24 protein-coding genes are annotated in these 26,528 nt (G+C 73.2%); 11 read left to right on the forward strand and 13 right to left on the reverse strand.

Annotated features, from left to right (window positions below; genetic code table 11):
• Positions 1 to 6 precede the first annotated feature (6 nt).
• From IAG43_RS09385 to IAG43_RS09400, 4 genes are all read right to left on the reverse strand, one after another.
• Complete coding sequence (locus tag IAG43_RS09385; protein WP_187740299.1) at positions 7 to 582, reverse strand: TerD family protein; 576 nt, start codon at positions 580 to 582, stop codon at positions 7 to 9.
• Positions 583 to 670: 88 nt separating this feature from the next.
• Positions 671 to 1,246 carry a TerD family protein gene (locus tag IAG43_RS09390; RefSeq protein WP_147986283.1) on the reverse strand — a complete coding sequence of 192 codons (576 nt, stop codon included), beginning with the start codon at positions 1,244 to 1,246 and terminating at the stop codon, positions 671 to 673.
• Between the two features lie 193 nt (positions 1,247 to 1,439).
• A complete protein-coding gene (locus IAG43_RS09395; RefSeq protein ID WP_187740300.1) occupies positions 1,440 to 1,898 on the reverse strand; it encodes a peroxiredoxin in 459 nt (152 codons plus the stop codon).
• 230 nt (positions 1,899 to 2,128) lie between these two features.
• Positions 2,129 to 2,560, reverse strand: a complete 432-nt coding sequence (locus IAG43_RS09400; protein ID WP_187740301.1) for a DUF3052 domain-containing protein — start codon at positions 2,558 to 2,560, stop codon at positions 2,129 to 2,131.
• A gap of 474 nt (positions 2,561 to 3,034) precedes the next feature.
• On the opposite strand from IAG43_RS09400, the gene aceE reads away from it, so the two are divergent.
• Positions 3,035 to 5,767, forward strand: a complete 2,733-nt coding sequence (gene aceE, locus IAG43_RS09405; RefSeq protein ID WP_187740302.1) for a pyruvate dehydrogenase (acetyl-transferring), homodimeric type — start codon at positions 3,035 to 3,037, stop codon at positions 5,765 to 5,767.
• 59 nt (positions 5,768 to 5,826) lie between these two features.
• On the opposite strand, the gene IAG43_RS09410 is transcribed toward aceE, so the two are convergent.
• Together IAG43_RS09410 and IAG43_RS09415 are read right to left on the reverse strand one after the other, a co-directional pair.
• Positions 5,827 to 6,291, reverse strand: coding sequence for a peptidase inhibitor family I36 protein (locus IAG43_RS09410; protein WP_187744371.1), 465 nt, complete (start codon positions 6,289 to 6,291; stop codon positions 5,827 to 5,829).
• 191 nt (positions 6,292 to 6,482) lie between these two features.
• Positions 6,483 to 7,976, reverse strand: a complete 1,494-nt coding sequence (locus IAG43_RS09415; RefSeq protein WP_425508640.1) for an MFS transporter — start codon at positions 7,974 to 7,976, stop codon at positions 6,483 to 6,485.
• Between the two features lie 267 nt (positions 7,977 to 8,243).
• Between IAG43_RS09415 and IAG43_RS09420 the strand changes: the two genes are divergently transcribed.
• The 7 genes from IAG43_RS09420 (at position 8,244) to IAG43_RS09450 (ending at position 15,855) form a co-directional block, all read left to right on the forward strand.
• Complete coding sequence (locus IAG43_RS09420) at positions 8,244 to 8,948, forward strand: TetR family transcriptional regulator (RefSeq protein WP_187744372.1); 705 nt, start codon at positions 8,244 to 8,246, stop codon at positions 8,946 to 8,948.
• A gap of 70 nt (positions 8,949 to 9,018) precedes the next feature.
• Entirely contained in the window at positions 9,019 to 10,221 is a 1,203-nt protein-coding gene (locus IAG43_RS09425) for an alpha/beta hydrolase (RefSeq protein ID WP_187740304.1), read from the forward strand.
• Positions 10,222 to 10,338: 117 nt separating this feature from the next.
• Positions 10,339 to 11,199, forward strand: coding sequence for a DUF4429 domain-containing protein (locus tag IAG43_RS09430; RefSeq protein ID WP_187740305.1), 861 nt, complete (start codon positions 10,339 to 10,341; stop codon positions 11,197 to 11,199).
• Positions 11,200 to 11,239: 40 nt separating this feature from the next.
• Positions 11,240 to 12,607, forward strand: coding sequence for a sensor histidine kinase (locus tag IAG43_RS09435; protein ID WP_187740306.1), 1,368 nt, complete (start codon positions 11,240 to 11,242; stop codon positions 12,605 to 12,607).
• Positions 12,604 to 13,287: a response regulator gene (locus tag IAG43_RS09440; protein WP_187740307.1), complete on the forward strand. Its 684-nt coding sequence runs from the start codon at positions 12,604 to 12,606 to the stop codon at positions 13,285 to 13,287. The genes IAG43_RS09435 and IAG43_RS09440 overlap by 4 nt, the downstream gene beginning before the upstream one ends.
• Positions 13,288 to 13,534: 247 nt before the next feature.
• Positions 13,535 to 14,563, forward strand: coding sequence for an alpha/beta hydrolase (locus tag IAG43_RS09445; RefSeq protein ID WP_187740308.1), 1,029 nt, complete (start codon positions 13,535 to 13,537; stop codon positions 14,561 to 14,563).
• 74 nt (positions 14,564 to 14,637) lie between these two features.
• Entirely contained in the window at positions 14,638 to 15,855 is a 1,218-nt protein-coding gene (locus IAG43_RS09450; RefSeq protein ID WP_187744373.1) for an acyltransferase family protein, read from the forward strand.
• Positions 15,856 to 16,110: 255 nt separating this feature from the next.
• Here IAG43_RS09450 and IAG43_RS09455 read toward each other — a convergent pair whose 3' ends face one another.
• Positions 16,111 to 17,124 carry an aldo/keto reductase gene (locus IAG43_RS09455; protein WP_187740309.1) on the reverse strand — a complete coding sequence of 338 codons (1,014 nt, stop codon included), beginning with the start codon at positions 17,122 to 17,124 and terminating at the stop codon, positions 16,111 to 16,113.
• Positions 17,125 to 17,128: 4 nt separating this feature from the next.
• Entirely contained in the window at positions 17,129 to 17,620 is a 492-nt protein-coding gene (locus IAG43_RS09460; protein ID WP_187740310.1) for a MerR family transcriptional regulator, read from the reverse strand.
• Positions 17,621 to 17,704: 84 nt separating this feature from the next.
• On the opposite strand from IAG43_RS09460, the gene IAG43_RS09465 reads away from it, so the two are divergent.
• Positions 17,705 to 18,172, forward strand: coding sequence for a GNAT family N-acetyltransferase (locus tag IAG43_RS09465; protein WP_187740311.1), 468 nt, complete (start codon positions 17,705 to 17,707; stop codon positions 18,170 to 18,172).
• A 124-nt stretch (positions 18,173 to 18,296) separates the two neighbouring features.
• Complete coding sequence (locus IAG43_RS09470; RefSeq protein ID WP_187740312.1) at positions 18,297 to 19,112, forward strand: serine hydrolase domain-containing protein; 816 nt, start codon at positions 18,297 to 18,299, stop codon at positions 19,110 to 19,112.
• Here the strand turns inward: IAG43_RS09470 and IAG43_RS09475 are convergent.
• The 5 genes from IAG43_RS09475 to IAG43_RS09495 all read right to left on the reverse strand — a co-directional run bounded on the left by IAG43_RS09475 (position 19,078) and on the right by IAG43_RS09495 (position 25,058).
• On the reverse strand, positions 19,078 to 19,740 hold the full coding sequence (locus tag IAG43_RS09475) for a hypothetical protein (RefSeq protein ID WP_187740313.1): 663 nt from the start codon (positions 19,738 to 19,740) through the stop codon (positions 19,078 to 19,080). The two genes, IAG43_RS09470 and IAG43_RS09475, sit on opposite strands and share 35 nt — an antisense overlap.
• Complete coding sequence (locus tag IAG43_RS09480) at positions 19,737 to 21,266, reverse strand: sensor histidine kinase (protein ID WP_187740314.1); 1,530 nt, start codon at positions 21,264 to 21,266, stop codon at positions 19,737 to 19,739. The genes IAG43_RS09475 and IAG43_RS09480 overlap by 4 nt, the downstream gene beginning before the upstream one ends.
• Before the next feature lie 76 nt (positions 21,267 to 21,342).
• Positions 21,343 to 22,026, reverse strand: a complete 684-nt coding sequence (locus IAG43_RS09485; RefSeq protein WP_187740315.1) for a response regulator transcription factor — start codon at positions 22,024 to 22,026, stop codon at positions 21,343 to 21,345.
• A gap of 39 nt (positions 22,027 to 22,065) precedes the next feature.
• Entirely contained in the window at positions 22,066 to 23,712 is a 1,647-nt protein-coding gene (murJ, locus tag IAG43_RS09490) for a murein biosynthesis integral membrane protein MurJ (RefSeq protein ID WP_246574721.1), read from the reverse strand.
• A 173-nt stretch (positions 23,713 to 23,885) separates the two neighbouring features.
• Positions 23,886 to 25,058 (reverse strand): lipid II:glycine glycyltransferase FemX, encoded by a 1,173-nt coding sequence (locus IAG43_RS09495; protein WP_187740317.1) that lies wholly within the window; start codon positions 25,056 to 25,058, stop codon positions 23,886 to 23,888.
• 253 nt (positions 25,059 to 25,311) lie between these two features.
• Between IAG43_RS09495 and IAG43_RS09500 the strand changes: the two genes are divergently transcribed.
• A complete protein-coding gene (locus IAG43_RS09500; protein ID WP_187740318.1) occupies positions 25,312 to 26,517 on the forward strand; it encodes a L,D-transpeptidase family protein in 1,206 nt (401 codons plus the stop codon).
• Positions 26,518 to 26,528: the final 11 nt, after the last annotated feature.

Consider the following 26,528-nt stretch of genomic DNA (forward strand, 5'->3'; position numbering starts at 1 on the left):
GCGGCTTTACGAAACGTTGACCCCGAAGTCTAGAGCGATGCCGCGCAGGCCCGACGCGTACCCCTGGCCCACGGCCCGGAACTTCCACTCGCCCCCGTACCGGTAGAGCTCGCCGAAGATCATCGCGGTCTCGGTGGAGGCGTCCTCGCTCAGGTCGTAGCGGGCGAGCTCCTGGCCGTCGGCCTGGTTGACCACGCGGATGAACGCGTTGCTGACCTGCCCGAAGGTCTGGCCCCGGTTGTCCGCCTCGTGGATGGAGACGGGGAACACGATCTTGTCGACGTGCGCCGGCACCGCGGAGAGGTCGACGATCAGCGACTCGTCGTCGCCGTCGCCCTCGCCCGTGAGGTTGTCGCCGGTGTGCTCGACCGAGCCGTCCGGGCTCTTGAGCTGGTTGTAGAAGATGAACCACTCGTCGCCGAGAACGCGCCCGTTCTGGCAGAGGAGGGCACTGGCGTCGAGGTCGAAGTCGGCTCCGGTGGTGGAGCGTGCGTCCCAGCCGAGGCCCACCAGGACCTGGGTGAGGTTGGGTGCGGCCTTGGAGAGGGAGACATTGCCTCCCTTGGCGAGCGTGACGCCCATGATGATGTGTCCTCCCCTGTGCGGTCGTTGTGCGAGGCACGTCCGGCGCCGCACGAAGCGTGCGGCGCCGGACGTGGAGTGCTGCGGCTCAGACGTTGACGCCGAAGTCCTGCGCGATGCCGCGCAGTCCGGAGGCGTAACCCTGGCCGATGGCGCGGAACTTCCACTCGGCGCCGTTGCGGTAGAGCTCGCCGAAGACCATCGCGGTCTCGGTGGACGCGTCCTCGCTGAGGTCGTACCGGGCGAGCTCGACGCCGTCGGCCTGGTTGACGACGCGGATGAACGCGTTGCGCACCTGGCCGAAGGACTGCTGGCGGCTCTCGGCCTCGTAGATCGAGACCGGGAACACGATCTTGTCGACGTCGGCGGGGACCGCGGCCAGGTTGACCTTGATCGCCTCGTCGTCGCCCTCGCCCTCACCGGTGAGGTTGTCACCGGTGTGCTCGACGGAGCCGTCGGGGCTCTTGAGGTTGTTGAAGAAGACGAAGTTGCCGTCGGTGGCGACCTTGCCCTCGGCGTTGGTCAGCAGCGCGCTGGCGTCGAGGTCGAAGTCGGTGCCGGTGGTGGTCCGGACGTCCCAGCCCAGGCCCACGGTGACCGCGGTCAGGTTCGGCGCGGCCTTGGTCAGCGAGACGTTGCCGCCCTTGCTGAGGCTGACTCCCACGAGTCCCTCCATTGGTGTTCAGGGGCAGCGCCCCCGTAGTGCGTTCCTGTACGGATCTACGAAAGAATCCTAGTGACCGGTTCCCCACGGAAACAGACTTTCGCTCCCCGGTTCGCCCGGTGAATGCGCGAGAGGAACGGTTTCCCCTGTGGCGTCCGGCAGTTGCGCCGGCTCCCCGGTGGTCGGCCGGGGGTCAGAGGGTACCGAGCGCCGCGACGTACTCGTTCAGGTCCCGGGCGTCCGGGAGGCCGTTGAGGACGGTCCAGCGCACGACGCCCTCCTTGTCGATGATGAAGGTGCCGCGCACCGCGCAGCCCTTCTCCGCGTCGAAGACGCCGTAGGCGGTGGAGACCTCGCCGTGCGGCCAGAAGTCCGACAGCAGCGGGTACTCCAGGCCCTCCTGCTCGGCGAAGACGCGCAGGGTGTGGATGGAGTCGTTGGAGACGGCGAGCAGCTGGGTGTCGTCGTTGACGAACGACGGCAGCTCGTCGCGCAGGGCGCACAGCTCGCCGGTGCACACGCCGGTGAAGGCGAACGGGTAGAAGAGCAGGACGACGTTCTTCTCGCCGCGGTAGTCCGAGAGCGAGACGGTGCGGCCGTGATTGTCCTTGAGGGTGAACTCAGGAGCCTTGTCGCCGACCTCGATCGCCATGGAAACGCATCCCTTCAGTGAGCCGAACCGGTGAATGCCCACCTTACGGGCTGCCGAACCGTCCCGGCGGGGGAGCCCTCACCCGGCACGGAACCGCCCCGGCGGGAAGCCCCCCGCCCGGTGCGCCGGGCAGGCGCGAGGCCCCCGCCGACCGGGTGGTCGGCGGGGGCCTCGCGATGCTGTCGGGGGCGCTCCCCGGGCCGCGGCGGGCGTGGTGCCGCCCGCGGTCCTCAGCGCTTCTTCGCCGCCGCCTTCGGCGTGACGAGGCGGGTGCCCGCCCAGTCCTTGCCGGCGCTGACGCTCTTGGTCTGAGAGAGCCCGGCGGTGGTGGCGGCGTCGCCGATGTCGCTGGGCTCGACGTAGCCGTCACGGCCCGTCTTCGGCGTCAGCAGCAGGATCTGGCCGCCCTCTTCCATGTACGCGATGGCATCGACCAGCGCGTCGGTCAGGTCCCCGTCGTCGTCACGGAACCAGAGCACCACGGCGTCGGCCACGTCGTCGTAGTCCTCGTCGACGAGGTCGCTGCCGATGGCCGCTTCGATGGCCTCGCGCAGTTCTGTATCGACGTCGTCGTCGTAGCCGATCTCCTGGACCACCTGGTCGGGCTGGAATCCCAGCCTTACGGCCAGGTTCGTCTCCGCGTGGTCCGCGGTCGCGCTCACGGCTTGCCTCCTGATCTTGATTCTTGGGAATGCCTGCGGCCACGCGCGCAGGCGTGACGTTGACCGTAGTCCACACGGGCGGGACCGATCGCGCAAGTACCCGGCCGCGGGGACCGCCGAAACAGTGACGTTTGGGGCCGTCCCGGCGCAACTCCTGGCATGCTTCCCACCTCGGCCGGCGGGACGTACACACCATTCATCACCCTTTGCGCCATACCTACCCCTCGATCACCGGTCGGAACCGAACGGCCGAACGAAACACTTGAGCGCCTTGGGCGTAAGGTTGCGATTTGACCGGTCCCCCACCGGCGGCCGGCGCTCGATGACGAGGAGTACGGGGGTTACCCCTCGGTAGAGGTGACGTACGCCTCCCCGCGGTACACGATGGGAGGCGGTGCGACAGCTCGTCCGTCATCACGTCAGTGCGTCTTCCCGCCTCGTGTGGCGGCAGGCGCCCAACAGCGAAGGAATAGCGTGGCTTCCGGATCCGATCGCAACCCGATCATCATTGGCGGCCTTCCCAGCCAGGTCCCCGACTTCGATCCCGAAGAGACGAAGGAGTGGCTGGACTCCCTCGACGCCGCCGTCGACGAGCGGGGCCGCGAACGCGCCCGCTACCTGATGCTCCGCCTGATCGAGCGGGCCCGCGAGAAGCGCGTGGCCGTGCCCGAGATGCGCAGCACGGACTACGTCAACACCATCGCCACCCGGGACGAGCCGTTCTTCCCGGGCAACGAGGAGATCGAGCGCAAGGTCCTCAACGCCACCCGCTGGAACGCCGCGGTGATGGTCTCCCGCGCGCAGCGCCCCGGCATCGGCGTCGGCGGCCACATCGCCACGTTCGCCTCCTCGGCCTCCCTCTACGACGTGGGCTTCAACCACTTCTTCCGGGGCAAGGACGACGGCAAGGGCGGCGACCAGATCTTCTTCCAGGGGCACGCCTCCCCCGGCATCTACGCGCGCGCGTTCCTGCTGGACCGCCTCAGCGAGCAGCAGCTCGACGCCTTCCGGCAGGAGAAGTCGAAGGCCCCGTACGGCCTGTCCAGCTACCCGCACCCGCGGCTGATGCCGGACTTCTGGGAGTTCCCCACCGTCTCCATGGGCCTCGGCCCGCTCGGCGCCATCTACCAGGCGCGCATGAACCGCTACATGGAGGCGCGCGGCATCGCCGACACCTCCGACTCGCACGTGTGGGCCTACCTCGGCGACGGCGAGATGGACGAGCCCGAGTCGCTGGGCCAGCTCTCCATCGCCGCCCGTGAGGGCCTGGACAACCTCACCTTCGTGGTGAACTGCAACCTCCAGCGCCTCGACGGCCCGGTGCGCGGCAACGGCAAGATCATCCAGGAGCTGGAGTCGCAGTTCCGCGGCGCCGGCTGGAACGTGATCAAGCTGGTCTGGGACCGCACCTGGGACCCGCTGCTGGCACAGGACCGCGACGGCGTGCTGGTCAACAAGCTGAACACCACCCCCGACGGGCAGTTCCAGACGTACGCCACCGAGACCGGTTCGTACATCCGCGAGCACTTCTTCGGCGGCGACCACCGGCTGCGCTCCATGGTCGAGAACATGACCGACCACCAGATCCTGATGCTGGGCCGCGGCGGTCACGACCACCGCAAGATCTACGCGGCGTACGCGGCGGCCCGTGAGCACAAGGGCCAGCCGACGGTGATCCTCGCGCAGACGGTCAAGGGCTGGACGCTCGGCCCGAACTTCGAGGGCCGCAACGCCACCCACCAGATGAAGAAGCTGACGGTCGCCGACCTGAAGGGCTTCCGCGACCGGCTCCACATCCCGATCACCGACGCCCAGCTGGAGTCCGGCCTGCCGCCGTACTACCACCCGGGCCGGGACTCGGAGGAGATCCAGTACATGCACGACCGCCGCAAGGGACTGGGCGGTTACGTGCCCACCCGTGTCGTGCGGGCGAAGCCGCTGGAGCTGCCCGGCGACACGACGTACGCGGCCGTGAAGAAGGGCTCCGGCCAGCAGTCGATCGCCACCACCATGGCGTTCGTCCGGCTGCTCAAGGACCTCATGCGGGACAAGGAGATCGGCAAGCGCTTCGTGCTGATCGCGCCGGACGAGTACCGCACCTTCGGCATGGACTCCTTCTTCCCGAGTGCGAAGATCTACAACCCGCTGGGCCAGCAGTACGAGGCCGTCGACCGTGAGCTGCTCCTCGCCTACAAGGAGTCGCCGACCGGTCAGATGCTGCACGACGGCATCTCGGAGGCCGGCTGCACGGCCTCGCTGGTCGCGGCCGGGTCGGCGTACGCCACCCACGGCGAGCCGCTGATCCCGGTGTACGTCTTCTACTCGATGTTCGGTTTCCAGCGCACCGGAGACCAGTTCTGGCAGATGGCCGACCAGCTGGCGCGCGGTTTCGTCCTCGGCGCCACCGCGGGCCGGACCACGCTGACCGGCGAGGGCCTCCAGCACGCCGACGGCCACTCGCAGCTGCTGGCGTCGACCAACCCGGGCTGTGTCTCCTACGACCCGGCGTTCGGCTTCGAGATCGCGCACATCGTCCAGGACGGGCTGCGCCGGATGTACGGTCCGGACGCCGAGGACGTCTTCTACTACCTCACCGTCTACAACGAGCCGATCCAGCACCCGGCGGAGCCGGAGGGCGTGGACGCCGAGGGCATCGTCAAGGGCATCCACCTCTTCCGCCGCGGCGAGCAGGGGCAGATCCCGGCGCAGATCATGGCGTCCGGTGTGGCCGTGCCGTGGGCCGTCGAGGCCCAGCGGATCCTCGCCGAGGAGTGGAACGTCCGGGCCGACGTGTGGTCCGCGACCTCGTGGAACGAGCTGCGCCGGGAGGCCGTCGAGGCGGACCGGCACAACCTCCTGCACCCGGAGGAGGAGCAGCGGGTGCCGTACGTGACGCGCAAGCTGTCCGGCGCCGAGGGCCCGTTCGTGGCCGTGTCGGACTGGATGCGGTCGGTGCCGGACCAGATCTCGCGCTGGGTGCCGGGCGCCTACACCTCGCTCGGTGCGGACGGCTTCGGCTTCGCGGACACCCGCGGCGCCGCGCGCCGGTACTTCCACATCGACGCCCCCTCGATCGTGCTGGCCGTGCTGACCGAGCTGGCCCGTGACGGCAAGGTGGACCGCGGTGTGCTGAAGCAGGCGATCGACCGCTACCAGCTGCTCGACGTGGCGGCCGCCGACCCGGGTCCGGAGGGCGGCGACGCCTGACCGGAGAGCCGGTGAACACAGGGCGGGTGCGGGGCCGGCGGCCCCGCACCCGCCCTTCTCTACGTCTCCCAGACCTTGAAGGCGCGTACCCGGTGCGGGGATTCGGGGACCCAGGTGCCCTTGCCGGGATAGGTCTCGAACTCGCCCGTCTCGGCGCATTCGGCGGACTGGTAGGTGGTGACCGGCCTGCCGGTGCGGTTGGCGAGCGAGGCGGCCGTGGTGCCTGCGGCGAGCGGGACACAGGCCTCGATGTCGAGGCCGGACAGGTCGTGGACGCGGCGTGCGCCCTGGAATCCGCTGCCCGCCCACAGGCACAGCTCGCCCGCGGCGCAGTCGCCGAGCCGGGGAGCGGAGCGGGCCGGCGCCCCTGCCGTCCCGGGCGGGGCGCCCGGGACGGCAGGCGGGGCGGCGAAGGCCGCCGGGGCGGGTCCGGGGGCGGCCGTCGCGGCGGACGGGGCGAGGAGGGCGGCCGGTGCCAGGAGGGCGGCGGCCAGGGCGGTGGGGAGAACGGTCGGGTGGCGCATGCGGAAGTACCCCCGTGCGGTGGCTGTGCGGACGATGCGGATGAACGCGGACGACCGCAGCGTGTCCCGCCGCCGGGGCGTGCCGGAAGAGCGCCCGTTCATGATCATCCGGATAGGCGACAGCCCCGCCGGGGCTCCCGGCGGGGCTGTTCGTGTGCGCGCGGTTGACGCCTCGGCGGCGCCCGGGTGCGTCAGATGTGACCGACGCCGGCACCCGCCTCCGCGTTCTCGCCGCGCTTCGTCAGGGTGGCGACCAGGGCCGCGACCACGGCGACGACGCCGGCGACGGTGAACGCCAGGCCCATGCCGGACATGAAGGTGTCGTGGATGACGTCACCGATACGAGTGAGCAGGTCGGGCGTCATGCCGGGCGCCTGGGCGAGCTCGCCGGGAACGGCGCCGAACTCGGCGGCCTCCTCCAGCCGGGGGTCGGCCGGGACCGGGATGCCCGCCGCCTGCCAGTTGTCCGCGAACTCGGCGCTGACCTTGGAGGACATCACCGCGCCGAGGACGGCGGTGCCGAGGGCGCCGCCGACCTGCATGGCGGCCTGCTGGAGGCCGCCGGCCACACCGGACAGCTCCAGCGGGGCGTTGCCGACGATGACCTCGGTGGCGCCCACCATGACCGGGGCGAGGCCGAGGCCGAGCAGGGCGAACCAGAGCGACATGGCGAAGGTGCCGGTGCCGTCGGTGAGGGTCGTCATGCCGAACATCGCGGCGGCGGTGCAGACCATGCCGCCGACCAGCGGGACGCGCGGGCCGAACTTGGTGATCAGCAGGCCGGCCAGCGGCGAGGAGACGATCATCATCGCGGTGAGCGGCAGCAGCCGCAGACCGCTGTCGACCGGGCTCAGGCCGCGGACGCCCTGAAGGTAGAAGGTCACGAAGAACAGGCCGCCCATGAAGGCGAAGGCCATCAGGACCATCAGGACCGTGCCTGCCGAGAGCGGCACGGAGCGGAACATCCCGAGCGGGATCAGCGGCTCCTTCACCTTGGTCTCCCAGACGGCGAAGAGCACGAAGAGGATCACCGCGCCGCCGAGGCAGAGCCAGGTGTTGGTGCCGCCCCAGCCCCAGGACTCGCCCGCCTTGATGAGGCCGTAGACCAGGGCGCCCATGGCGCCGGAGAGCAGCACGATGCCGGGGATGTCGAAGGAGCGCGGCGCGTTCTCGGCGCGGTGGTCCCTCAGGATCACGAGGCCGAAGGCGAGGGCGACGACGCCGACGGGCACGTTGATGAAGAAGACCGACTGCCAGCTCACGTGCTCGACGAGGAGACCGCCGACGATCGGGCCGCCCGCGGTGGAGGCGCCGATGACCATGCCCCAGATGCCGATGGCCATGTTGAGCTTCTCGGCCGGGAAGGTGGCGCGCAGCAGGCCGAGCGCGGCCGGCATCAGCAGGGCGCCGAAGAGGCCCTGGAAGATGCGGAAGACGATCACCAGGGCGATGGAGTCGGACAGACCGATCGCGGCGGACGCGGCGGCGAAGCCGGCGATGCCGATCAGGAAGGTCTGCCGGTGGCCGAAGCGGTCGCCCAGCTTGCCGGCCGTGATCAGCGCGACGGCGAGGGCGAGCAGATAGCCGTTGGTGATCCACTGGACCTCCGACAGCGAGGCGCCCAGGTCCTTCTGGATGGCCGGGTTGGCGATCGCGACGATGGTGCCGTCCAGCGCCACCATCATCACGCCGATGGCCACGGCGAACAGGGTCAGCCAGGGGTGGCCGCGCAGCCCCTTGGCGGGTGCGGGCAGCTCGTCCCGGTGACCGTCCGGCTCTCGCGGCGCCTTGTCGACGGTGGTCTGACTAGTCATACGGGGAGGCTAATGTCAGCGACTGACAGTTGACAAACCAGTTCACAAGTCGGTAACTGTCATGTCGCTCACAGGTAGGCTGAACTGGTGAAAAGCGCGAAAAAGCGCCGAGCGGCAGTCGACGACGAGGACGGTGGCGTGGCGGTCGAACCGACCGGACTGCGGGCCCGCAAGAAGCAGCGCACCCGGGACGCGCTGGTGCGCGTGGCCCTCGAACTCTTCACCGCCCAGGGATACGAGGAGACCACCGTCGACGAGATCACCGACGCGGTCGAGGTCTCGCAGCGCACGTTCTTCCGCTACTTCGCCGGCAAGGAGGACGCCGCCTTCGCCGTGCAGGAGATGACCGAGTCCCTCTACCTCGACGCGCTGCGCGCACGCCCCCCGGGCGAGCCGCCGCTGGAGGCGATGCGCCAGGCCGTCTTCGCCGTCTGGGACGTCATCGAGGTGGCCGTCTCCGAGATCGTGCCCCTCGAACTGCACATGCGCAGCTTCCGGATGATCGAGTCCACCCCCGCCCTGCTCGCCGCCCATCTGCGGCGCTCGGCCGAGGCGGAGGAGGTGCTCGCGCAGCTGATCGCCGACCGCGAGGGCCTGGACATGGCGCTGGATCCGCGGCCCCGGGTGGCGGTCGCCGCCTTCAGCGGGGTGATGCGGGTGACCGGACGCCTGTGGAGCCAGGGCGAGGACCTGCGTCCCGAGGCGGTGCGCCGGCTCACCGAGACGTTTCTCGACCATCTGACACCGGCGCTGGCCGGTGACTGGCGGGGCGGCGGCGCGGCCGTCCGGGGGACCTCCGCCGAGCGCGCGGCGCACACGGAACGTCACCTTCCCGCACTCTAATCCCCTCGCACGCGTGATCTGCCTCACGCTGCGCGTACGCGCGGGCACGCGTCTCCTAGGGTGTCCCGCAGTGACTTCCTTCGACTCCACCCCGAACCCGACCGCATGGCGCGCACTGTTCGTCCTCACGGTCGTGCTGATGATGCTGGCGACCACCGGATGGACGGCGGTACGCCAGCACACCGGCCCCCGCACGCAGCTCGCCGCGGAACTGGCGGCCTGGAACAAGGACCGGATCGAGGGACGCGCACTGCCGTCGCCCGATGCCGGGCACGCCCGGCTGGCCGCCTTCTTCGCGTCCGTGGGCACCCGGTCGGGGGCCCGGCTCGCCGCCGACTACCCGCGCATCATGGGGAATCTCGACGGCGCTCCGGTCACCCTGCGTTATCGGGCGAACCGGAAGGCGCTCGCCGCGTCGTGGTCCAAGGAGAGGGAGCGCGTGGCGAATCCGGCGCTCACCGCCGAGGGCCACCACGAGGCCGTGCGGCGCATGCACCGGTTCAGGGCGCTGATGGCCGAGGACCGCCAGATCCTCGCCTTCGACCCGTCCGGCGCGGGGCGGGTCGCCGAGGTTCTGGGCGATCTCGACCGGGCCGAGCGGGTGTCCGTGATCGTGCCCGGCGTCGACACCAACCTCCTCACCTTCCAGAAGACGGCCCGCAAGTACTCCGCCCCCGTCGGCATGGCCCAGTCGCTCTACGCGGCCGAGCGGGCCGCCGCGCCGCGGGTGCCCACCGCCGTCATCGCCTGGGCCGACTACACCTCCCCTGTCGGTGTCGGCGTGGACTCCGCGATCGGACGGCTCGCCGAGAGCGGCGCCCGCCGGCTGACGTCGCTGACCGAGGCGCTGCCCGGGGACTCCCGGGTCGCCCTGTTCTGCCACAGCTACGGATCGGTCGTCTGCGGCGTCGCGGCCCGCGACCTGCCGGCCCGGGTGGAGGACCTCGCCGTCGCCGGCAGCCCCGGCATGCGCGCCGAGAACGTCGCCGGGCTCGGCACCGGCGCCCGGGTGTGGGCCACCCGGGACGGCGACGACTGGATCGAGGACGTCCCGCACCTGGAGGTCGGCGGCCTCGGGCACGGCGAGGACCCGGTCACGCCCGAGTTCGGCGCGCGGGTCGTCTCCGCCGCGGGAGCCGTCGGCCACACCGGCTATTTCGAGCCGGGAACCGAGAGCGTCCACAACTTCGCCGCCATCGGGGTCGGCGCGTACGAGGGCATCAGCTGCGCCGCCGACGACGACTCCTGCCGCCGTGACATCGCCGCCGTCTGAAGCCGGTATTCCGCACTGTTTTGCGGTGACCGGCCGTCCTGACGCGCGTAGAGCACGGCAGAAGCTGCTTGCCTCACAGGGGCGACGGACAGGCGTCGGCCGCATACGATGAGGCACATGGGTGACGTTCTGGCGGGAATTCAAGCCACGTGGGAGTTCGAGACCGACTCCGTGCTCATCCGCTTCGAACGGGGAATCCGCACGCCGAAGCTGTTCTCGGCACTGCGTGAACGGCGCATCCCGCACGAGGCGTTGGCCGGGGTGACGCTCTCCCCCGGCAAGCGGGGCACGGTGGTGCTGCGGGCCGAGCCCAGACCGGGCGCCGACCCGCTGATGGAGGCGGCCGCCGGTCAGCTGAAGGACACCTCGGACCCCTACCGCCTGGTGCTCCCGGCCGAGCGCGAGACCCTGGCCGAGTACTACGCCGACGAGCTGCGCGCCGCCCTGCCCGGCGACGCGGACTCCCCCGCCGACCGCTACCTGGTGGCCGCGCCCGAGGGGCCGCTGGGCTTCAAGGCCTACGACGGCAAGGCCTCGTTCGACGGGTCGAAGGTGTCGTTCCGCTGGTTCTGGACGGGGGCGTCCACCGCCAAATGGAAGGCGGGCGACCAGAGTTTCCCGCTGGCCGAGCTGAGCGGCGTCGAATGGCGTTCGCCGGAGATCCTGGAGGGGTACCTGCGGCTGCTGCGCCGCGATCCCGACGGCTCCGGCGCGACGCAGCCCGACCAGGACCCGGCCGCTGTCGTCTTCGGCCTCGGATACGGGCCGGTGCACGAGTCCCTGCCGTTCGCCGCCGCGGTCCTTCAGGCCGTTCGCACCCACGCCCCGGCGCCCGCCCTCGCGGCGGCCCGCGCCTCCCGCCGCGACCCGGCGGACATCGCCGACCGGATACGCCACCTGGGAGACCTGCACGGGGCGGGACTCGTCACCGACGAGGAGTTCCATCTCAAGAAGGCGGAACTGCTCGCCGAGCTGTGAGGCCGGCGCGGGGTGCGCCGGCCGTAGGCTGGTGCACCTCATGGCCGACCAACCCGATCTCCGCCGCCGGATGACCGGAGCCGCCCGGCGCGCGGCCCGAGTCGTCGCCGCCGACCTGGGCTCACCGTCCGAGTCGACCGCCGCGCTCCTCGGCGGCGCCCGCTCGCGCTGGGTGCGCCTGCTGCCGTACGTGGTCGCCGTCGGGCTCGTCTCCTCGCTGCTGCCCGTCGGCGTCACCGTCATGACGCAGGACTACGGGCTGAACGGCGCGCTCGCCGGGGCGCTCGCGACCGCGCAGAGCGCGCCGCTGCTGCTCGCCGTGCGGCGCCCGATGCACGCCTGGTGGATCGTCTTCACCGCCGACGTCGTGACCGCGTTCGCGCTGCTGGGCGCCGACGGCACCGAGGGGCGGACCTGGCCGTGGACGCCGATGGCCGTCGTGGGCTACCTGTTCCTGATGGCCGCCCTCGGGCTGCGCGAGCCGCGCCGCAGGCTGGTCGCCGTGTGGCTGGCGACAGGGGCGGCGGGCCTGATGTTCGAGCTGGTCTCGCAGCGGCACAGCGACGGCGTCCACCTCCTGCTCTTCGTGCTGAGCGGGGTGGTGCTCGCCCTCACCGGCACGCTGCGCGAACGCGACGAGGTGCGGCGGCGGTTGCTCGTCCAGGAGACCATCAGCGAGACCGAGCGCGCGCAGCGCACGCTGTTGGAGGAGCGCACCCGGATCGCGCGCGAACTGCACGACGTGGTCGCCCACCACATGTCCGTGATCACCGTGCAGGCCGACTCGGCGCCGTACCGCATCGACGGCCTGCCGGAGGCCGCCCGCGCGGAGTTCGCCTCGATCGCGAGCGGGGCGCGCGAGTCCCTGACCGAGATGCGGCGGCTGCTCGCCGTGCTGCGCAGCGACGGCGCGGACGGCGAACGGATGCCCCAGCCCGGCCTGGAGCGGGCCCAGCAGCTCGTGGAGGCGACCGTGCGCGCGGGGGTGCCCGCCGAACTGTCGCTCCAGACCGGCCTGGACGGCCTGCCGGACACCGTCGGCCTGTCGGCGTACCGGATCGTGCAGGAGGCGCTCGCCAACGTGGTCCGGCACGCGCCGGGCGCGCCGACCCGGGTGTCAGTGTCGTCGGACGGGAGTCATCTGACGGTGCTGGTCGTCAACGGGCCGCCGTCCGGGCCCGTGTCGCCGCTGGAGGGCACCGGGACGGGGCACGGTCTGGTGGGGATGCGGGAACGCGTACGGCTGACCGGCGGCACCCTGGACACCGGCCCGCTGCCGGACGGCGGCTTCCGGGTCGCCGCCCGGATGCCCCTGGACCCCGGGTCCACCGGGTCCACCGGGTCCACCGGGTCCACCGGGTCCACCGGGTCCACCGGACATAACGAGCGGATCGAGGGCGGCAGTTGACCATCCGCGTGATCATCGTCGACGACCAGGCCATGGTGCGGGCGGGGTTCGCCGCGCTGCTCGCCGCGCAGGCCGACATCGACGTCGTGGGCGAGGCCCCCGACGGGCGCCGGGGCGTCGAGGTCAGCCGGGCCACCCACCCCGACGTCGTGCTGATGGACGTGCGGATGCCCGAGATGGACGGGCTCGCGGCGGCGCGGCTGCTGCTGGATCCCCCGGCGGGCGTCGTGCACCGTCCGAAGGTGCTGATGCTGACCACCTTCGACGTGGACGACTACGTGTACGAGGCGCTGCGCGCCGGCGCGTCCGGCTTCCTGCTCAAGGACGCCCCGCCCGCCGACCTGATCTCCGCCGTGCGGGTGGTCGCCGCCGGGGAGGCACTGCTCGCGCCGTCCGTGACCCGGCGGCTGATCGCGGACTTCGCCGCGCAGCGCCCCGCGCCCCGCCGGGACCCGGCGCTGCGGCTGGCCGGGCTGACGCCGCGTGAGACCGAGGTACTGGAGCTGATCGCCCGGGGCCTGTCGAACCAGGAGATCGCCGCACATCTCGTGCTCGCCGAACAGACCGTCAAGACGCACATCGGCCGGCTCCTCGCCAAGCTGGGCCAGCGCGACCGGGCCCAACTGGTGATCTTCGCGTACGAGTCGGGGGTCGTACGGCCCGGCGACGCCCCGCGCTGACCAGCGGCTTCGCCCCGTCCTCCCCACGCCGGGGGCGCCCTCGACCACGCTGCGGACGGGCGTGGCGCGACGGTGCCGGAGCAGGACGCTCCGGCGGCGCGGCCGCCCGGGGCGGCGGGCGCCCCGTCTCCGCCACCCCCTACTCCGGTATGACACCGCGGTCGGCACCGCGGTGTGACGTGCCGCCGGACGTCTTCTTCCTACCTTCCTGCCCTCGGTACGGACGGGGAGGAAGGGAGGCGGCTCCATGCGCCGCTACAGGAGGACGCTGGTCGCGGTCGCGCTGACGACGACCGTGGTCGCGGGGACGGCCGGCTGGGCATCGGGCACCGCCCAGCGGCCCGTGACCGGCCCGGTGCCGGGAGCCGCGGCATGGGTGGCCGACCCGGTACTCGACAGGCCGCTGCCCGACCCGGCGACGGCGGAACCGGCCGAGGTCGCCGCCTTCTTCGCGTCGACGACGGAGGCCGAGGACCGGGAACTGACGCGGCGGCACCCGCTGGTCGTCGGCAACCTCGACGGGGCCCCGGTTGCCCTGCGTCTGGCGGCCAACGCCGTGGCCGTGCGCGGGACCGCGTTCGCGCATCTCGCGGGCCGCTCGGTCCTCGCCTTCGACCCGCGGGGCCGGGGGCAGGTGGCCGAGGTGTTCGGGGACCTGGAGCACGCCCGCCAGGTGTCGGTGGTGGTCCCCGGTTCCGATGTGGACGCGGGCACCGCCGACCGCGCGTCGGACCCGTACGGCACCCCGGCCGCCATGGCGCGGGCGCTGCGCGCCGCGGCCGGCCCGGACACCGCCGTGGTCGCCTGGACCGGCTACACCACTCCCGTCGGCGTCGGGCTCGACGCCGCCACCGGCGGGCTCGCGGAGGCGGGCGCGGACCGTCTGGCGCGGTTCACCGCGGGGCTGACCGCGGCCGGGGCACCGCGGCCCGCGCTGTTCTGCCACAGCTACGGCTCGGTGGTGTGCGGGCTCGCCGCCTCCCGGGCCCACGCCCGCGACCTGGTCGTGCTCGGCTCCCCCGGGATGCGGGCCGGCCGGGCGGCGGACCTCGGGACGACCGCCCGGGTGTGGGCGGCGAAGGACCCCTCCGACTGGATCTCCAAGGTGCCGAACGTCCGCTTCGCCGGGCTCGGGCACGGCAGCGACCCGGCCGCGCCCGCGTTCGGGGCCCGCCGCATCCCCGCCGAGCGGGCCGAGGGCCACACCGGCTACTTCGCACCGGGCACGGACTCCCTGGCCGCGTTCGCCGCGATCGCGCGGGGTGAGGTCCGATGAGGGGCGCGACCGGGACGAGGCGGTTCGCGCACCCGGCGGACGGGAGCGCCGAGTCGGGGCGGGGCGGTGGCGCGGTGGTGCGGGTGCGGGAGCGGGCCCGGAGGGTCGCGGGGCGGATCGAGGCGCGGACGCCGGCCGACCGGGACCGGGCCGTCGACGGCCTGCGGGCACTGGCCCTGCTCGCGGTCCCGGCCGGGCACTGGCTGCTCGGCGGATTCACCGTCGGCGACGGCGGCGCGCTCCACAACGCCAGTCCGCTGTCGGCGTTCGGTTTCTTCGCACCCGTGAGCTGGGTGCTCCAGATGCTGGGGATCTTCTTCCTCGTCGGCGGCTACGCCTCCGTGCGCTCCTACGAGCGCCGCGCCGGCGGTACCGGCGCGTGGCTGCGGCAGCGGCTGGCCCGGCTGGGGCGTCCGGTGCTCGGGGTCACGGCGGTGTGGGCGGTGCTCGCCCCGGTCCTCCACACGCTGGGGGTGCCCTCGACCACGCTGCGGACGGGCGCGACGCTGGTGATCCAGCCGCTCTGGTTCGTCGGGGTGTACACCGCGATCACCGCGTTGACCCCGCTCTGCGTCCGTGCCGCCCGGCGCGCGGGCGTCTGGGCGGCGGCACCGCTGCTCGGGGCGGTCGCGGCCGTGGACCTGCTGCGGTACGGGCCGTGGGCGGACGCCGTACCGGGCTGGCTCGGCGCCCTGAACATCCTCCCGGGCTGGCTCTTCGCCTACCAGCTCGGTGCGGCCTGGGGCCTCGGCCGCGCCGGACGGCGCCATGCCTGGGGCCTGGCGGTGGGCGGGGCGGTGCTCTTCGCGGTGCTGCTGCTCGTCTTCGGCTATCCGGCGTCGATGGTGGGCGTCCCGGGCGAGGCCCGCACCAACTCCCATCCCCCGTCGCTGCTGGTGCTCGCCCTGGCGGCGGCGCAGAGCGGCGCGGCGATGCTGCTGCGGGACCGGCTGGGGCGGGCGCTGCGGCGTCCGGCGCTGTGGGCGCCGGTCGTGGTGATCAACCTGTGCGCCATGACGATCCTGTGCTGGCACCAGACGGCGATGCTGGCCGCCGCCGTCCCGGCTTCGTTCGCCGGGGCGGTCCCGGGGCTGACCACCGCTCCGGACACCCTCGGGTGGGTGGCGGCCCGGCTGGCGTGGCTGCCGGTGCTCGCCTGCCTGCTGGCTCTGATCGCCCGCTGGGCCCGTGTCTTCGAGACCCCGTGGACCTCCCGTGTGCGGGTGCCCGTGCGGGCGGCGGCCGGTGTGGCGGGCGTGGGGTTCGCCGTGTGGGCGCTGGGGTGGGCGTGAGGGGCCCAGGCTCCGCCTCCGGGGCTCCCGCGGCCCGGTCGCCGGCGGGGCCGACCGGCCCGGCCCCGCCGCCGGTGGTCCGGCGGCCACCGCGGCGCCCCCTGCGAACCGGGCCCCGCCCGGTCCCGTACCGCGTCCCGCGGCCCCGGTCCCCCGCGGTCCTGGTCCCTGGCTGTCCGGCGGCCGCGGACCCGGGAGGCCGCCCCCGTGTGGAGGCGGCCTCCCGCACCGCGCCGCCGAGCCCGGCGGGGCCCGCTACTCCCGCGCCGCCGACGTCGACGACATGTCCGGGTAGCGGTCGCCCGCGACCTTCCCCGCGATGGGCTCCAGGGCCGCCAGCTCCTCCGGGGCGAGACGGAGGCGGGTGGCCGCCACGTTCTCCAGGAGGCGGGTGGTGCGGCGGGTGCCGGGGATGGGGACCACGGTGAGTCCGTGGACGTCGGCACGCTGCTGCACCCAGGCCAGGGCGACCTGCGCCGGGCTCGCGCCGTGCTCGGCGGCGATGGCGCGGACGGGCTCCAGCAGGGCCGCGTTGGTCCGGGCGTTGTCCCCGGTGAAGCGGGGCTGGAAGCGGCGGAAGTCCTTCGCCGACAGGTCCGCTCCGGCGTCCTGGAAGGCGCCCGTCAGGAAGCCCCGGCCGAGCGGGGAGTACGGGACGAACGCCACGCCGAGCTCCGCCGCAGCGCCGACCGCGCTGCGTTCCACGTCCCGGCTGAAGAGGGACCACTCGGACTGGAGGGCCGCGATGGGGTGGACGGCGTGCGCCTCGCGCAGTTCGGCGCCGGTCACCTCGCTGAGGCCGAGGTGCTTCACGAGGCCGCGTTCGACGAGTTCGGCCATCGCGCCGACGGACTCGGCGAGCGGCACGCCGGGGTCGCGGCGGTGCATGTAGTAGAGGTCGATCACGTCGACGCCGAGCCGCCGCAGGCTCCCCTCGACGGCGGTACGGATGTACGCGGGGTCGTTGCGGACGGTGCGCCGGTCGTCGCCGGCGGACCGGTCGATGGCGAACTTGGTGGCGAGGGTGATCTCACCGCGGTGGGCGGCGACGAACGGCGCGAGGAACTCCTCGTTGGCGCCCTGCCCGTAGATGTCGGCGGTGTCGATCAGGGTGACGCCCGCGTCGAGTGCCGCCTGGAGCGTGCCGCGCGCCTCGGCTTCGTCGGTGTCGCCGTAGAACTCGCTCATGCCCATGCAGCCGAGGCCCTGGACGCCGACGAGGGGCCCGCCGGTCCCGAGTTCCACCGTTGCGATCGTGTGGTCGGCCATGATGTCAGCCCTTCTGGGACACCCGGCGGGCGTCCCCGTAGAACTCGATCTTGTGGTCAAGCACCGCGAGGGTGTCCTGGAGTTCGGCGATGCGCTGGACGACGTCGTGCCGGGTGCGGTGGAGCAGTTCCCGGCGGGCTTCGAAGGTGTGGTCGCCCGCTCTGATCATCTCGGCGTAGGCGACCATGTCGGCGACCGGCATACCGGTGAGGCGGAGCTTGGCCACGAAGGCGAGCCAGTCGAGGTCGCGGTTGGTGAAGCGCCGCTGCCCCGTGTGGGAGCGGTCGATGTGCTGCATCAGTCCGATCCGCTCGTACCAGCGCAGGGTGTGGGCGGTGAGCCCGGTGAGGGCGGCGACCTCGCTGATGGTGTAGCGGTCGCGGCCCTCCGGCCGGGGGTGCGCGGCGGGTGCGGACTGGCAGAGGTCCTTGGGAGCACCGGCGCGGGCACCGGGCCGTCGGGCGGTTCGTGCCGGAGTGGTCTCGATCACCGTCATCCCTCCACGCTAGAACCTTCGAGTGCACTCGAAGCAAGAACAATCCGATGGCGTCCGGAATACGGCGGGTCTAGCGTGCGGCGCATGAGCATCGCACGCCGCGCCGTACCGGGCGACGCCGGGGAACTGATCCGTCTGCGCACCGTGATGCTGGACTCGCTGCGGGGCGCACCGCACCCCGACACCGGGTGGCAGCCCGCCGCCGCGGCCTCGCTGCGCGACCGGCTCGCGGACCCGTCCGGCGGCCTCGCCGCGTTCGTCGTCGAACGGCCCGGTGGCGGGCTCGCCGCCTGCGCCGTCGGGACGATCGAGCGCCGGCTCGGCGGCCCGGACGACCCCGAGGGCTCCGTCGGCTACGTGTTCAGCGTCGCCACGGACGAGGCCATGCGGCGCCGCGGGTACTCGCGGGCGTGCATGGAGGGACTGCTGGGCTGGTTCCGCGAGCACGGCGTCCGCCGGGTCGACCTGCGGGCCTCGGAGCACGGTGAGCCGCTGTACGCCTCCCTCGGCTTCGTCCGCACCCCGGATCCGGCGATGCGGCTGAGCTGGTAGCCCTGCCCTCCGCGGGCGGGGGCCCGGGGACGGGGCCCCGCGCCTCCCCCGCGCCTCCCGGGTGCGCGGCTGCGGCGCACCCGGCCGTGCCGGCCGGCCCGCGGCACCCTCTAGGCTCGTGGGCATGCAGAGCCTGGCGATGATCGAGAACTGGCCGGTGCCCACGGCGGCGGCCGCAGTCGTACGCGCGGACGGGACCGTCGCAGGTTCCCACGGCCCGGCGGACCGGCGTTTCCCGCTGGCGTCCGTCACCAAGCCGCTCGCCGCGTACGCGGTGCTGGTGGCGTACGAGGAGGGGGCCGTCGAGCTGGACGAGCCGGCCGGACCCGACGGCGCCACGGTGCGCCACCTGCTCGCCCACACCTCCGGCCTGGCCTTCGACGAACACCGGGTCCAGGCGGCCCCCGGCACCCGGCGGATCTACTCCAACACGGGTTTCGAGGTGCTGGGCGACCACATCGCGAAGGCGACGGACATCCCGTTCGCCGACTATCTCCACCAGGCGGTGCTGGAACCGCTCGGCATGACGTCGACCACGCTGGACGGCTCGCCGGCGAAGGACGGCGTGTCCACCGTCGGCGACCTGGTGCGCTTCGCGGCCGAGGTGCAGGCGCCGCGGCTGCTGGACGCGCGGACGGTGCTGGAGGCGATGACGGTCGTGCACCCGGGCCTGTCGGGGATACTGCCGGGCTACGGCAGCCAGAAGCCCAACGACTGGGGTCTCGGTTTCGAGATCCGCGACGGCAAGTCGCCGCACTGGACCGGCGCTTCGTCGTCGCCGCGCACCTTCGGCCACTTCGGCCAGTCCGGCACGTTCCTGTGGATCGACCCGGACGCCGGGGCCGCCTGCGTGGCCCTCACGGACCGGGCGTTCGGCCCGTGGGCGATCGAGGCGTGGCCGCCGTTCACGGAGTCGGTGCTGGCCGAACTGCGGGGCTGACCGTCGGCGTGGGGCGGGCGGGGCCGTCCCCGGTCCCGCCCGGCGAGGTGTCGCAACTCGCCTGCGGCCGGGGTCCGTCGGTACCGGAGAGCCGGACCGGCGGGCGTCCCCACTCGTCCTCCGCGTAGGCGACGGTGCACACCAGCTGCCGCAGCCCGAGGTCGTCCACACCGGCGAGCGGCACGTCGACGGCCGCGTCGATCACACCGCCGGAGATCGTGATCTCGACATCGGCCCGCTCCGGCAGGGTGGGCGCGTTGTGCAGCCCGGCCTCCCGCTCGCGGGCGTTCGGGCCGTCGAGGAGCGCCGCGACGGTCTTCGCGGCCGCCGGGGGGACCCGTTCGGCTCCGGTGGCCGAATCCGGGCCGGACGTGCCACGGACCGCCTCCGGGCCCAGGTCGTACTGGCCTCCCCAGGCAGAGCCGTCGTCGAGGAACCGCGGGACGGGGACGAGCGTTCCGTCCGGTGTCAGGAAGAAGAGGAGCAGCCGCGCCTCGCGTGCCGGGAGCACGTCGATGGTCGCCGGCCCGCCCGCCTCGATGACGTCGGTCGGCTGGATTCCCATGCCGCACCCGGCGAGGGGTATCAGCGCCGCGAGGGCGGCGAGCCTGCGCGCGGTCCTTCTCATGCCGTCGCCTCCTCCGGGTCCCGGACTCCCGTCAGCGGGATCTCGACGGTGAAGACGGCGCCGCCGTCCGGACGGTTCGCCGCGCGGACGGTTCCGCCGTGCAGGCGCACGTTCTCCTGGGTGATCGCGAGGCCCAGTCCGCTGCCCGTGGACCGGGTGCGGGCCGCGTCGGCCTTGTAGAAGCGGTCGAAGATGTGCGGCAGCACCTCGGGCCGGATGCCGTCGCCGCTGTCGGCGACCTCGGTGACCAGGGTGTCCGCGCGGACCGACACCCGGACGGTGACCGGTTCGGCGCCGTGGCGCAGCGCGTTGCCGACGAGGTTGGCCACGACGATGTCGAAGCGGCGCGGGTCGAGGCGGACGCGGACGCCGTCGGGCAGGTCGGTGCGCACCCGGCCGTCCCAGTGCCGGTGGGCGAGGGTCTTGCGGACGGTCTCCGCCGCGTCCACCTCGTCGGTGTTGAGCTCGGCGGCGCGGGCGTCGAAGCGGGAGATCTCCATCAGGTCCTCGACCAGGACGGCGAGTTTGCCGGTCTCGGAGCTGATCAGCCGCACCGCGCGGGCGGTGTCGGGGTCGAGCCGCTGCGCGTCCTCGTCCAGGACCTCGGTGACGGCGAGCATCCCGGCGAGCGGGGTGCGCAGTTCGTGCGAGACGTCGGCGGCGAAGCGCCGGGCCCTGGCCTCGGCCTGCTGGAGTTCCTCCACGGAGCGTTCGAGCTCTCCGGCCGATTCGTTGAACGTCCGTGCCAGGTCGGCCAGTTCGTCCCGGCCGCGGACCTCGATCCGGGTGTCGAGACGGCCGCTGCCCATGGACCGGGCCGCGCCGCGCAGTTCGCGCACCGGACGCAGCACGCTGCGCGCGGAGAGCAGGGCGGGGACGAAGGCGATGGCGAGTCCGGGCAGGGCCCCGTCACGGGCGGCCGTGAGGAGGGCGTCGACGTTGGCCTGCTCGTCGGTCATCCGCATCACGGCGAACAGCACGAGCCCGCTGTGCAGGGAGGTGGTGTTGCCGGTCCTGACGGAGACCGGCATGCCGATGGTCAGGTAGGGGACGCCGTCGCGGACGACGCGTTCGAAGCTGCCGCGCGAGGACGTCAGCGCGGTGCGCCGCAGCTCGGGGGTGATGACGGTGGAGGTGGGGTTCTCGCCGGAGGAGACGCGCAGGCTGCCGTACTCGGCGAAGACGATCCAGGGATGGGGCTTGGCCTTGGACGCGATGACGAACAGCATCTCCCGCAGCGTGGGCCCGTCGACGGGCAGCCCGGTGCCGAGGGTCTCGACCTGCTCGCGGAAGGAGACGACGGCGGTGTCCTGCGCGCTGGCGAGCACGGCGTTGCGCGCCTCGCGGTAGGTCAGGGCGGCGGTGGTGCCGGCGCTGACGGCGGCGACCAGCAGGAAGGCCAGTACCAGGCGGGTGCGCAGCCCGAAGGGGAGCGCGCGCCCGCGGCGGGTGCGGGAGGCGGCGCGGGGGGTGCGCCGCGTGCGGGGGGTGCGGGGGGTTCGGGCGGGCTCGGGAGGTGCGTTCACCGGGTGGTCACCGCAGGGGTCGTCTCGGGGGTCGTGGACGACCCGGGGGGCTCGGGGGTCACGGGAGGCTCGGGGGTCACAGGGGTCCGAAGCGGTAGCCGAAGCCCCGCAGGGTCTGGATGTAACGGGGGCTGCCCGCCGCGTCCTCGATCTTGGTGCGGAGCCGGCGGACGCAGGCGTCCACCAGCCGCGCGTCCCCGTGGTAGCTGTGCTCCCACACGTGCTCCAGCAGCTGCTGGCGGCTGAAGACCTGCTCGGGGGCGGCGGACAGGTGGAGCAGCAGCTTGAGTTCGGAGGGGGCGAGGGCGAGCCGTTCGCCGGACTTGGCGACGGTGAGCCCGGCGCGGTCGATGGCGAGGTCGCCGTGGAACTCGACGGCCGGCCGGCCGGTGCCCGGTTCCTCGATGCGGCGCAGCACGGCCCGGATGCGGGCCTCGATCACCTCCGTGCGGGCGGGCTTGACGATGTAGTCGTCGGCGCCCGCCTCCAGCCCGATGACGACGTCGAAGTCGTCCCCGCGCGCGGTGAGCATGATGATCGGCAACTGGCTGTCCTCGCGCACCCGGCGGCAGACCTGGACGCCGTTCATGCCGGGCAGCATCAGGTCGAGGAGCAGCAGGTCGGGCCGGAACTCGCGCAGCGCGTCGAGTCCGGCCTCGCCGGTGGCGGCGGTGCGGACCTCGTGGCCGCGGCGGCGCAGCCCGAGCTCGACCCCCTCGCGGACGGAGGGGTCGTCTTCGATGAGGAGGACGCGGGGCATGGCGGGTGCTCCAGGGGATGGTCGGTGGCGAGGGGGTGGTCAGCGGCGGCCGGGCAGGGCCCGGCGCAGCCGGACGGTGGCGCCGGTGAGGAGCGTGTCGAGCTCCCGCAGCCGCAGGGGGCGGGCGAGCAGGGCGAAGACGGCGACGACGGCGGCCGCTCCGGCTCCGGCCGCCGCGAGCGCGCCGCCGGGATCGGCCCAGCGGGCGGCGAGGTACCCGAGCAGCGCGGCGGGGAAGGCGGCGGCGAGCAGCCTCAGCTGGGCCCCGAAGGCACCGGAGGCGGCCCGGTCGCCGGCGGCCGGGCCCGCGCCGTGGAGCGGGGAGAGGTCCGGCCGGCCGGCCGGGCCCGGGGCGGCCGTGCCGCCGGCGAGGCGGCGGCGCAGGACCAGGGCGGTGACGGCCCAGCCCGCCCACAGCGCCACCGAGTACGCCCCGGCGATGCCGGTCACCGCCCACCGGGCGGGCAGCGCTGCGAACGCGGCGACGGAGAGGCCCGCGTTCAGGGCGGCGATCACCAGGTTGAGGAGGAAGGGCGTGCGGGTGTCGGAGAGCGCGTAGAAGGTGCGGGAGAGGACGTACTGGCCGGAGAAGGCGATCAGTCCGGGCGCGAACGCCGTCAGGGTGCCCGCCATGACGGCGATGTCCCGCGCGTCGGTCTCCCCGTACTGGAAGACGAGGGCCATCACGGGCTGCGCGAGGGCGCCCAGCAGACAGGCGGCGGGCACGACGGCCGCGGCGGTGGTGCGCAGCGCGTACGAGACGTCCCGGCGCACGGCGCCGGTGTCGCCGTCGGCGGCGGAGGCGCTCATCCGGGGCATCAGCGCGGTCACCAGGGAGACGGTGACGATGCCGTGCGGGACGGCCCACAGGACGTAGGCGTTGGTGTACGCGCTGAACCCGGCGCCCTCGATCCCGGCCGCCTGCGCGGCCGCTCCGGCGTCGGTGGCCAGCCGGGTGGTGACCCAGTACGCGGCCTGGTTGGTGAGCACCAGCAGCACCAGCCAGCCCGCGTTCCGCAGCGGCCGGGTGAGCCCGCTGCCCCGCCAGTCGAAGCGGGGCCGGAAGCGGAAGCGGGCGGCGCGCAGCGAGGGCAGCAGGGCGAGCGCCTGGACGGCGATGCCCGCGCTGGTGCCCCAGCCGAGCAGGGCCGTCTCGCCGGGGGTGAGCGTGCCGCCGTCGCCGGTGGCGAGGTAGAGGGCGAAGACCGCGATCACGACGACGTTGTTGAGGACGGGCGTCCACATCATGGCGCCGAAGCGGCCGCGGGCGTTGAGCACCTGGCCGAGCAGGGTGAAGACGCCGAGGAAGAAGATCTGCGGCAGGCAGTACCGGGCGAAGGCGATCGTCATCTCGGCCTGGCCGCCGTCGTAGGCGGTGTAGACGCCGATGATCGCGGGCGCGGCCCACACGGCGGCGCCGGTGAGCGCGAGCAGGGCGAGGACGCACACGGTGAGCAGCCGGTCGGTGTAGGCGGCACCGCCGTCCGCGTGCTCCTTGCCCGCCCGGACGAGCTCGGGCACGAAGACGGCGTTGAGCGCGCCGCCGATCAGCAGCATGTAGACGATGGTCGGCAGCGCGTTGCCGACGGCGTACCCGTCGGCGACGAGGCCGACGCCGAGCGCGGAGGCGACGACGGCGGAGCGGGCGAAGCCGGTGGCCCGGGACACGACCGACCCGGCGGCCATCACCAGTCCGCTGCGCAGCACCGACGGCGTCCGGCCGGGGGCGGGCTTCGCGGCGCCTGCCGCGGCGTCCTCGGCGGCGGCCGTCTCGTGCGGGGCCCCGGCGGGGGCGCCGCCCTGTCCGGGCACGGCACCGGGGGGCGCGGCGGTCGCGCCGGCCACGGTGCGGTCGCCGCTCACCGGCGTGCCAGATATGCCTGGAACGCCCGGTACAGCGCGTGGTTGGCGGTGCCGTCCAACGGCTTCTCCCATTCCCCCAAGGTCTCGACGACCTCGCCCCCGGTGCCGAGCTTCCAGCGCAGCAGTCCGTGTCCCCTCTCAGCGGGGTCGAGGGTGGAGGGTACCCCGCGCATGTCGTACACGTCGGCGCCGAGTGCGTGGGCGTCCTGGAGCATCCGCCACTGGAGGAGGTTGGAGGGCCGCACCTCACGGCGGTGGTCGGCCGAGGCCCCGGTCTGGTACCAGACCCGGCCGCCGACGCGGATCATGGTGTGCGCGGCCAGGATCTCGCCCTGGTGCCGGGCCAGGTAGAGCGTCATCCGGCCGGGCTCCTCCGCGTTGAGGGCCGCGTACTGCCGCTCGTAGTAGGCGAGCGAGCGGCCGAGCCGGAAGCCGTCGCGCTCCTCGGTGATCCGCAGCAGCCGGAAGAACTCGGGCAGGTCGGCCGCGCTGCCGACGACGGTCTCCACTCCCTCCTTGCGCGCCTTGCGCACATTGCGCCGCCACTCCTGGTTGAGCCCGGCCCACAGGTCGTCCACGGAGCGGCCGGTCAGCGGGACCCGGAAGACGTAGCGCGGCTGGGCGTCCCCGTCCTCCTCCCCGCCGCAGCGGTGCCAGCCCCGGGCCCGCAGCCGCTCGGAGACGGCGGTGCCCAGCGGGTCGACCTCCCGGGCCAGGACGTCGGCGAGCCGGCGCCCGGGGGCGGCGGCCGCCTTGAGGCGGGCCGCGTCCCAGCTCCGGTGCGCCGGTGACGGGCCGATGCGCACAGCGAACACCCCGGCCGTGCGCAGGGTCTTCAGCAGCGGGTCGAGCCAGCCGTCCAGGTGGGGGTCGGCCCAGTCGGCGACGGGGCCCTCCGGCAGGTAGGCGAAGTACTTGCGCGTGCCCGGGAGTTGGCGGAGGAGCACCAGGGCGACGCCGGTGAGGTCGCCCTCCTCGGGCCGGGGCCCCCAGCCGAGCAGCAGGGACCGCCAGCCCTCCTTCACGTCGGCCCAGGAGGGGCACTGGAGGAAGCCGGGGCCGAGGGCGTTCCCGGCGCGGGACGCGAGGAAGGCGCGGTACGTCTCGCGGCTGATGGGGGCGAGCGGCGTCTGCTGGCCTCGGTCGGCCGGCACGAGCAGTGCGGACACGGTGGTGGGACCTCTCTGGTCACGCGTCTGGTCACGCGTCTGTCGTCGCGCGATCACGCGGAATGCGGTGGAACGCCGTGGACTCTCACAGCCCCGCGTGACCGGTCCGCACGGCGAATATGACCGGACGATGACCGTTGTGACGCAACGGCCGTCACACCGCCCCGCACCCTCTCACCTGGGGTTTCTCCGCCCTACTCTCGGCCTATCGGATTCCGGCGGACAGGCCGGACGACAACGGAGGACCCATCCCATGACCGTGAGACGTGCACAGGCCGGCCGTATACGTGTCCGCGCCGCCGCTGCCGCCGTGCTGCTGGCCCCGCTCGCCGCCTGCTCCACGGGCTCGGGAGGGACCGGCCCCGACGACGGGAAGCCGGGCGAACGGGCCGGCGACGGCCGCCCGGCGACCGTGACCGTCACCCCGAACGGCCGCTCGGTGCGCGCCGGTCAGCCGGTGACGGTGACGGTCTCCGGCGGCACGATCGCCTCGGTCACCGTCACCGACGCGAAGGGCCGGACGCTCAAGGGGGCCGTCGGCAAGGGCGGCTGGCGGTCCGAGCGCAAGGCCGTCCCCGGCACCACGTACACCGTGAAGGCCGTCACCCGCACCGAGGGCGGCACGGAGAAGACCACGTCCACGTCGTTCACCACCGCCCCCGCCGACAAGGTCAACAAGGTCGACTGGCGTCCCGGCGAGGCCGTCACCGTCGGTGTCGCGCAGCCCGTGTCCCTGGTCTTCGACAACCCGGTCACCGACAAGGCCGGTGTGGAACGGCAGTTGAAGCTGACCACCTCCAACGACACCGAGGGGTCGTGGGGCTGGATGAAGGACTGGTCGGGCCGCGACCGGGTCGACTGGCGCCCGAAGACGTACTGGGAGCCGGGCACCGAGGTCACCCTCCGGGCGGAGCTCGACGGCACCGACTCCGGCAAGGGCGGCGGCTTCTTCGTCCGCGACTACACGACGAAGTTCACCGTCGGCTCCCGCCAGATCGTCCGGGTCGACCTGGACACCCACGAGCTCACGCTGGAACGCGACGGCCGCACGGTGCGGACCATCCCCGTCTCGGGCGGCACCCCCGGCGGCATCAAGCGCTCCTGGGGCGGCACCTCGGTCCTGATGGCGAAGGAGGGCACCATCAACATGAACTCCGAGACGGTGGGCCTCGCCGACGCCTACGACAAGATGGTCGACTACTCGATGCGGCTGACCTGGTCCGGGATGTACGCGCACGCGGCGCCCTGGAACAACAAGTACATGGGCAACGCCAACATGAGCTCGGGCTGCATCGGCATGAGCGACGCGAACGCCGCCTGGTTCTACGCCCAGGTCCGCCCGGGCGACCCGTTCGAGATCAAGGGCAAGGACACCAAGGGCGTGCCCGACCCGGGCAACGGCTTCGGCGAGTGGAACGTCTCCTGGGAGAAGTGGCAGGACATGAGCGCCCTCGCGTGAGCCCGGCACGC

It is taken from the genome of Streptomyces genisteinicus (genome assembly GCF_014489615.1).
In the GTDB taxonomy this organism is placed as follows: domain Bacteria; phylum Actinomycetota; class Actinomycetes; order Streptomycetales; family Streptomycetaceae; genus Streptomyces; species Streptomyces genisteinicus.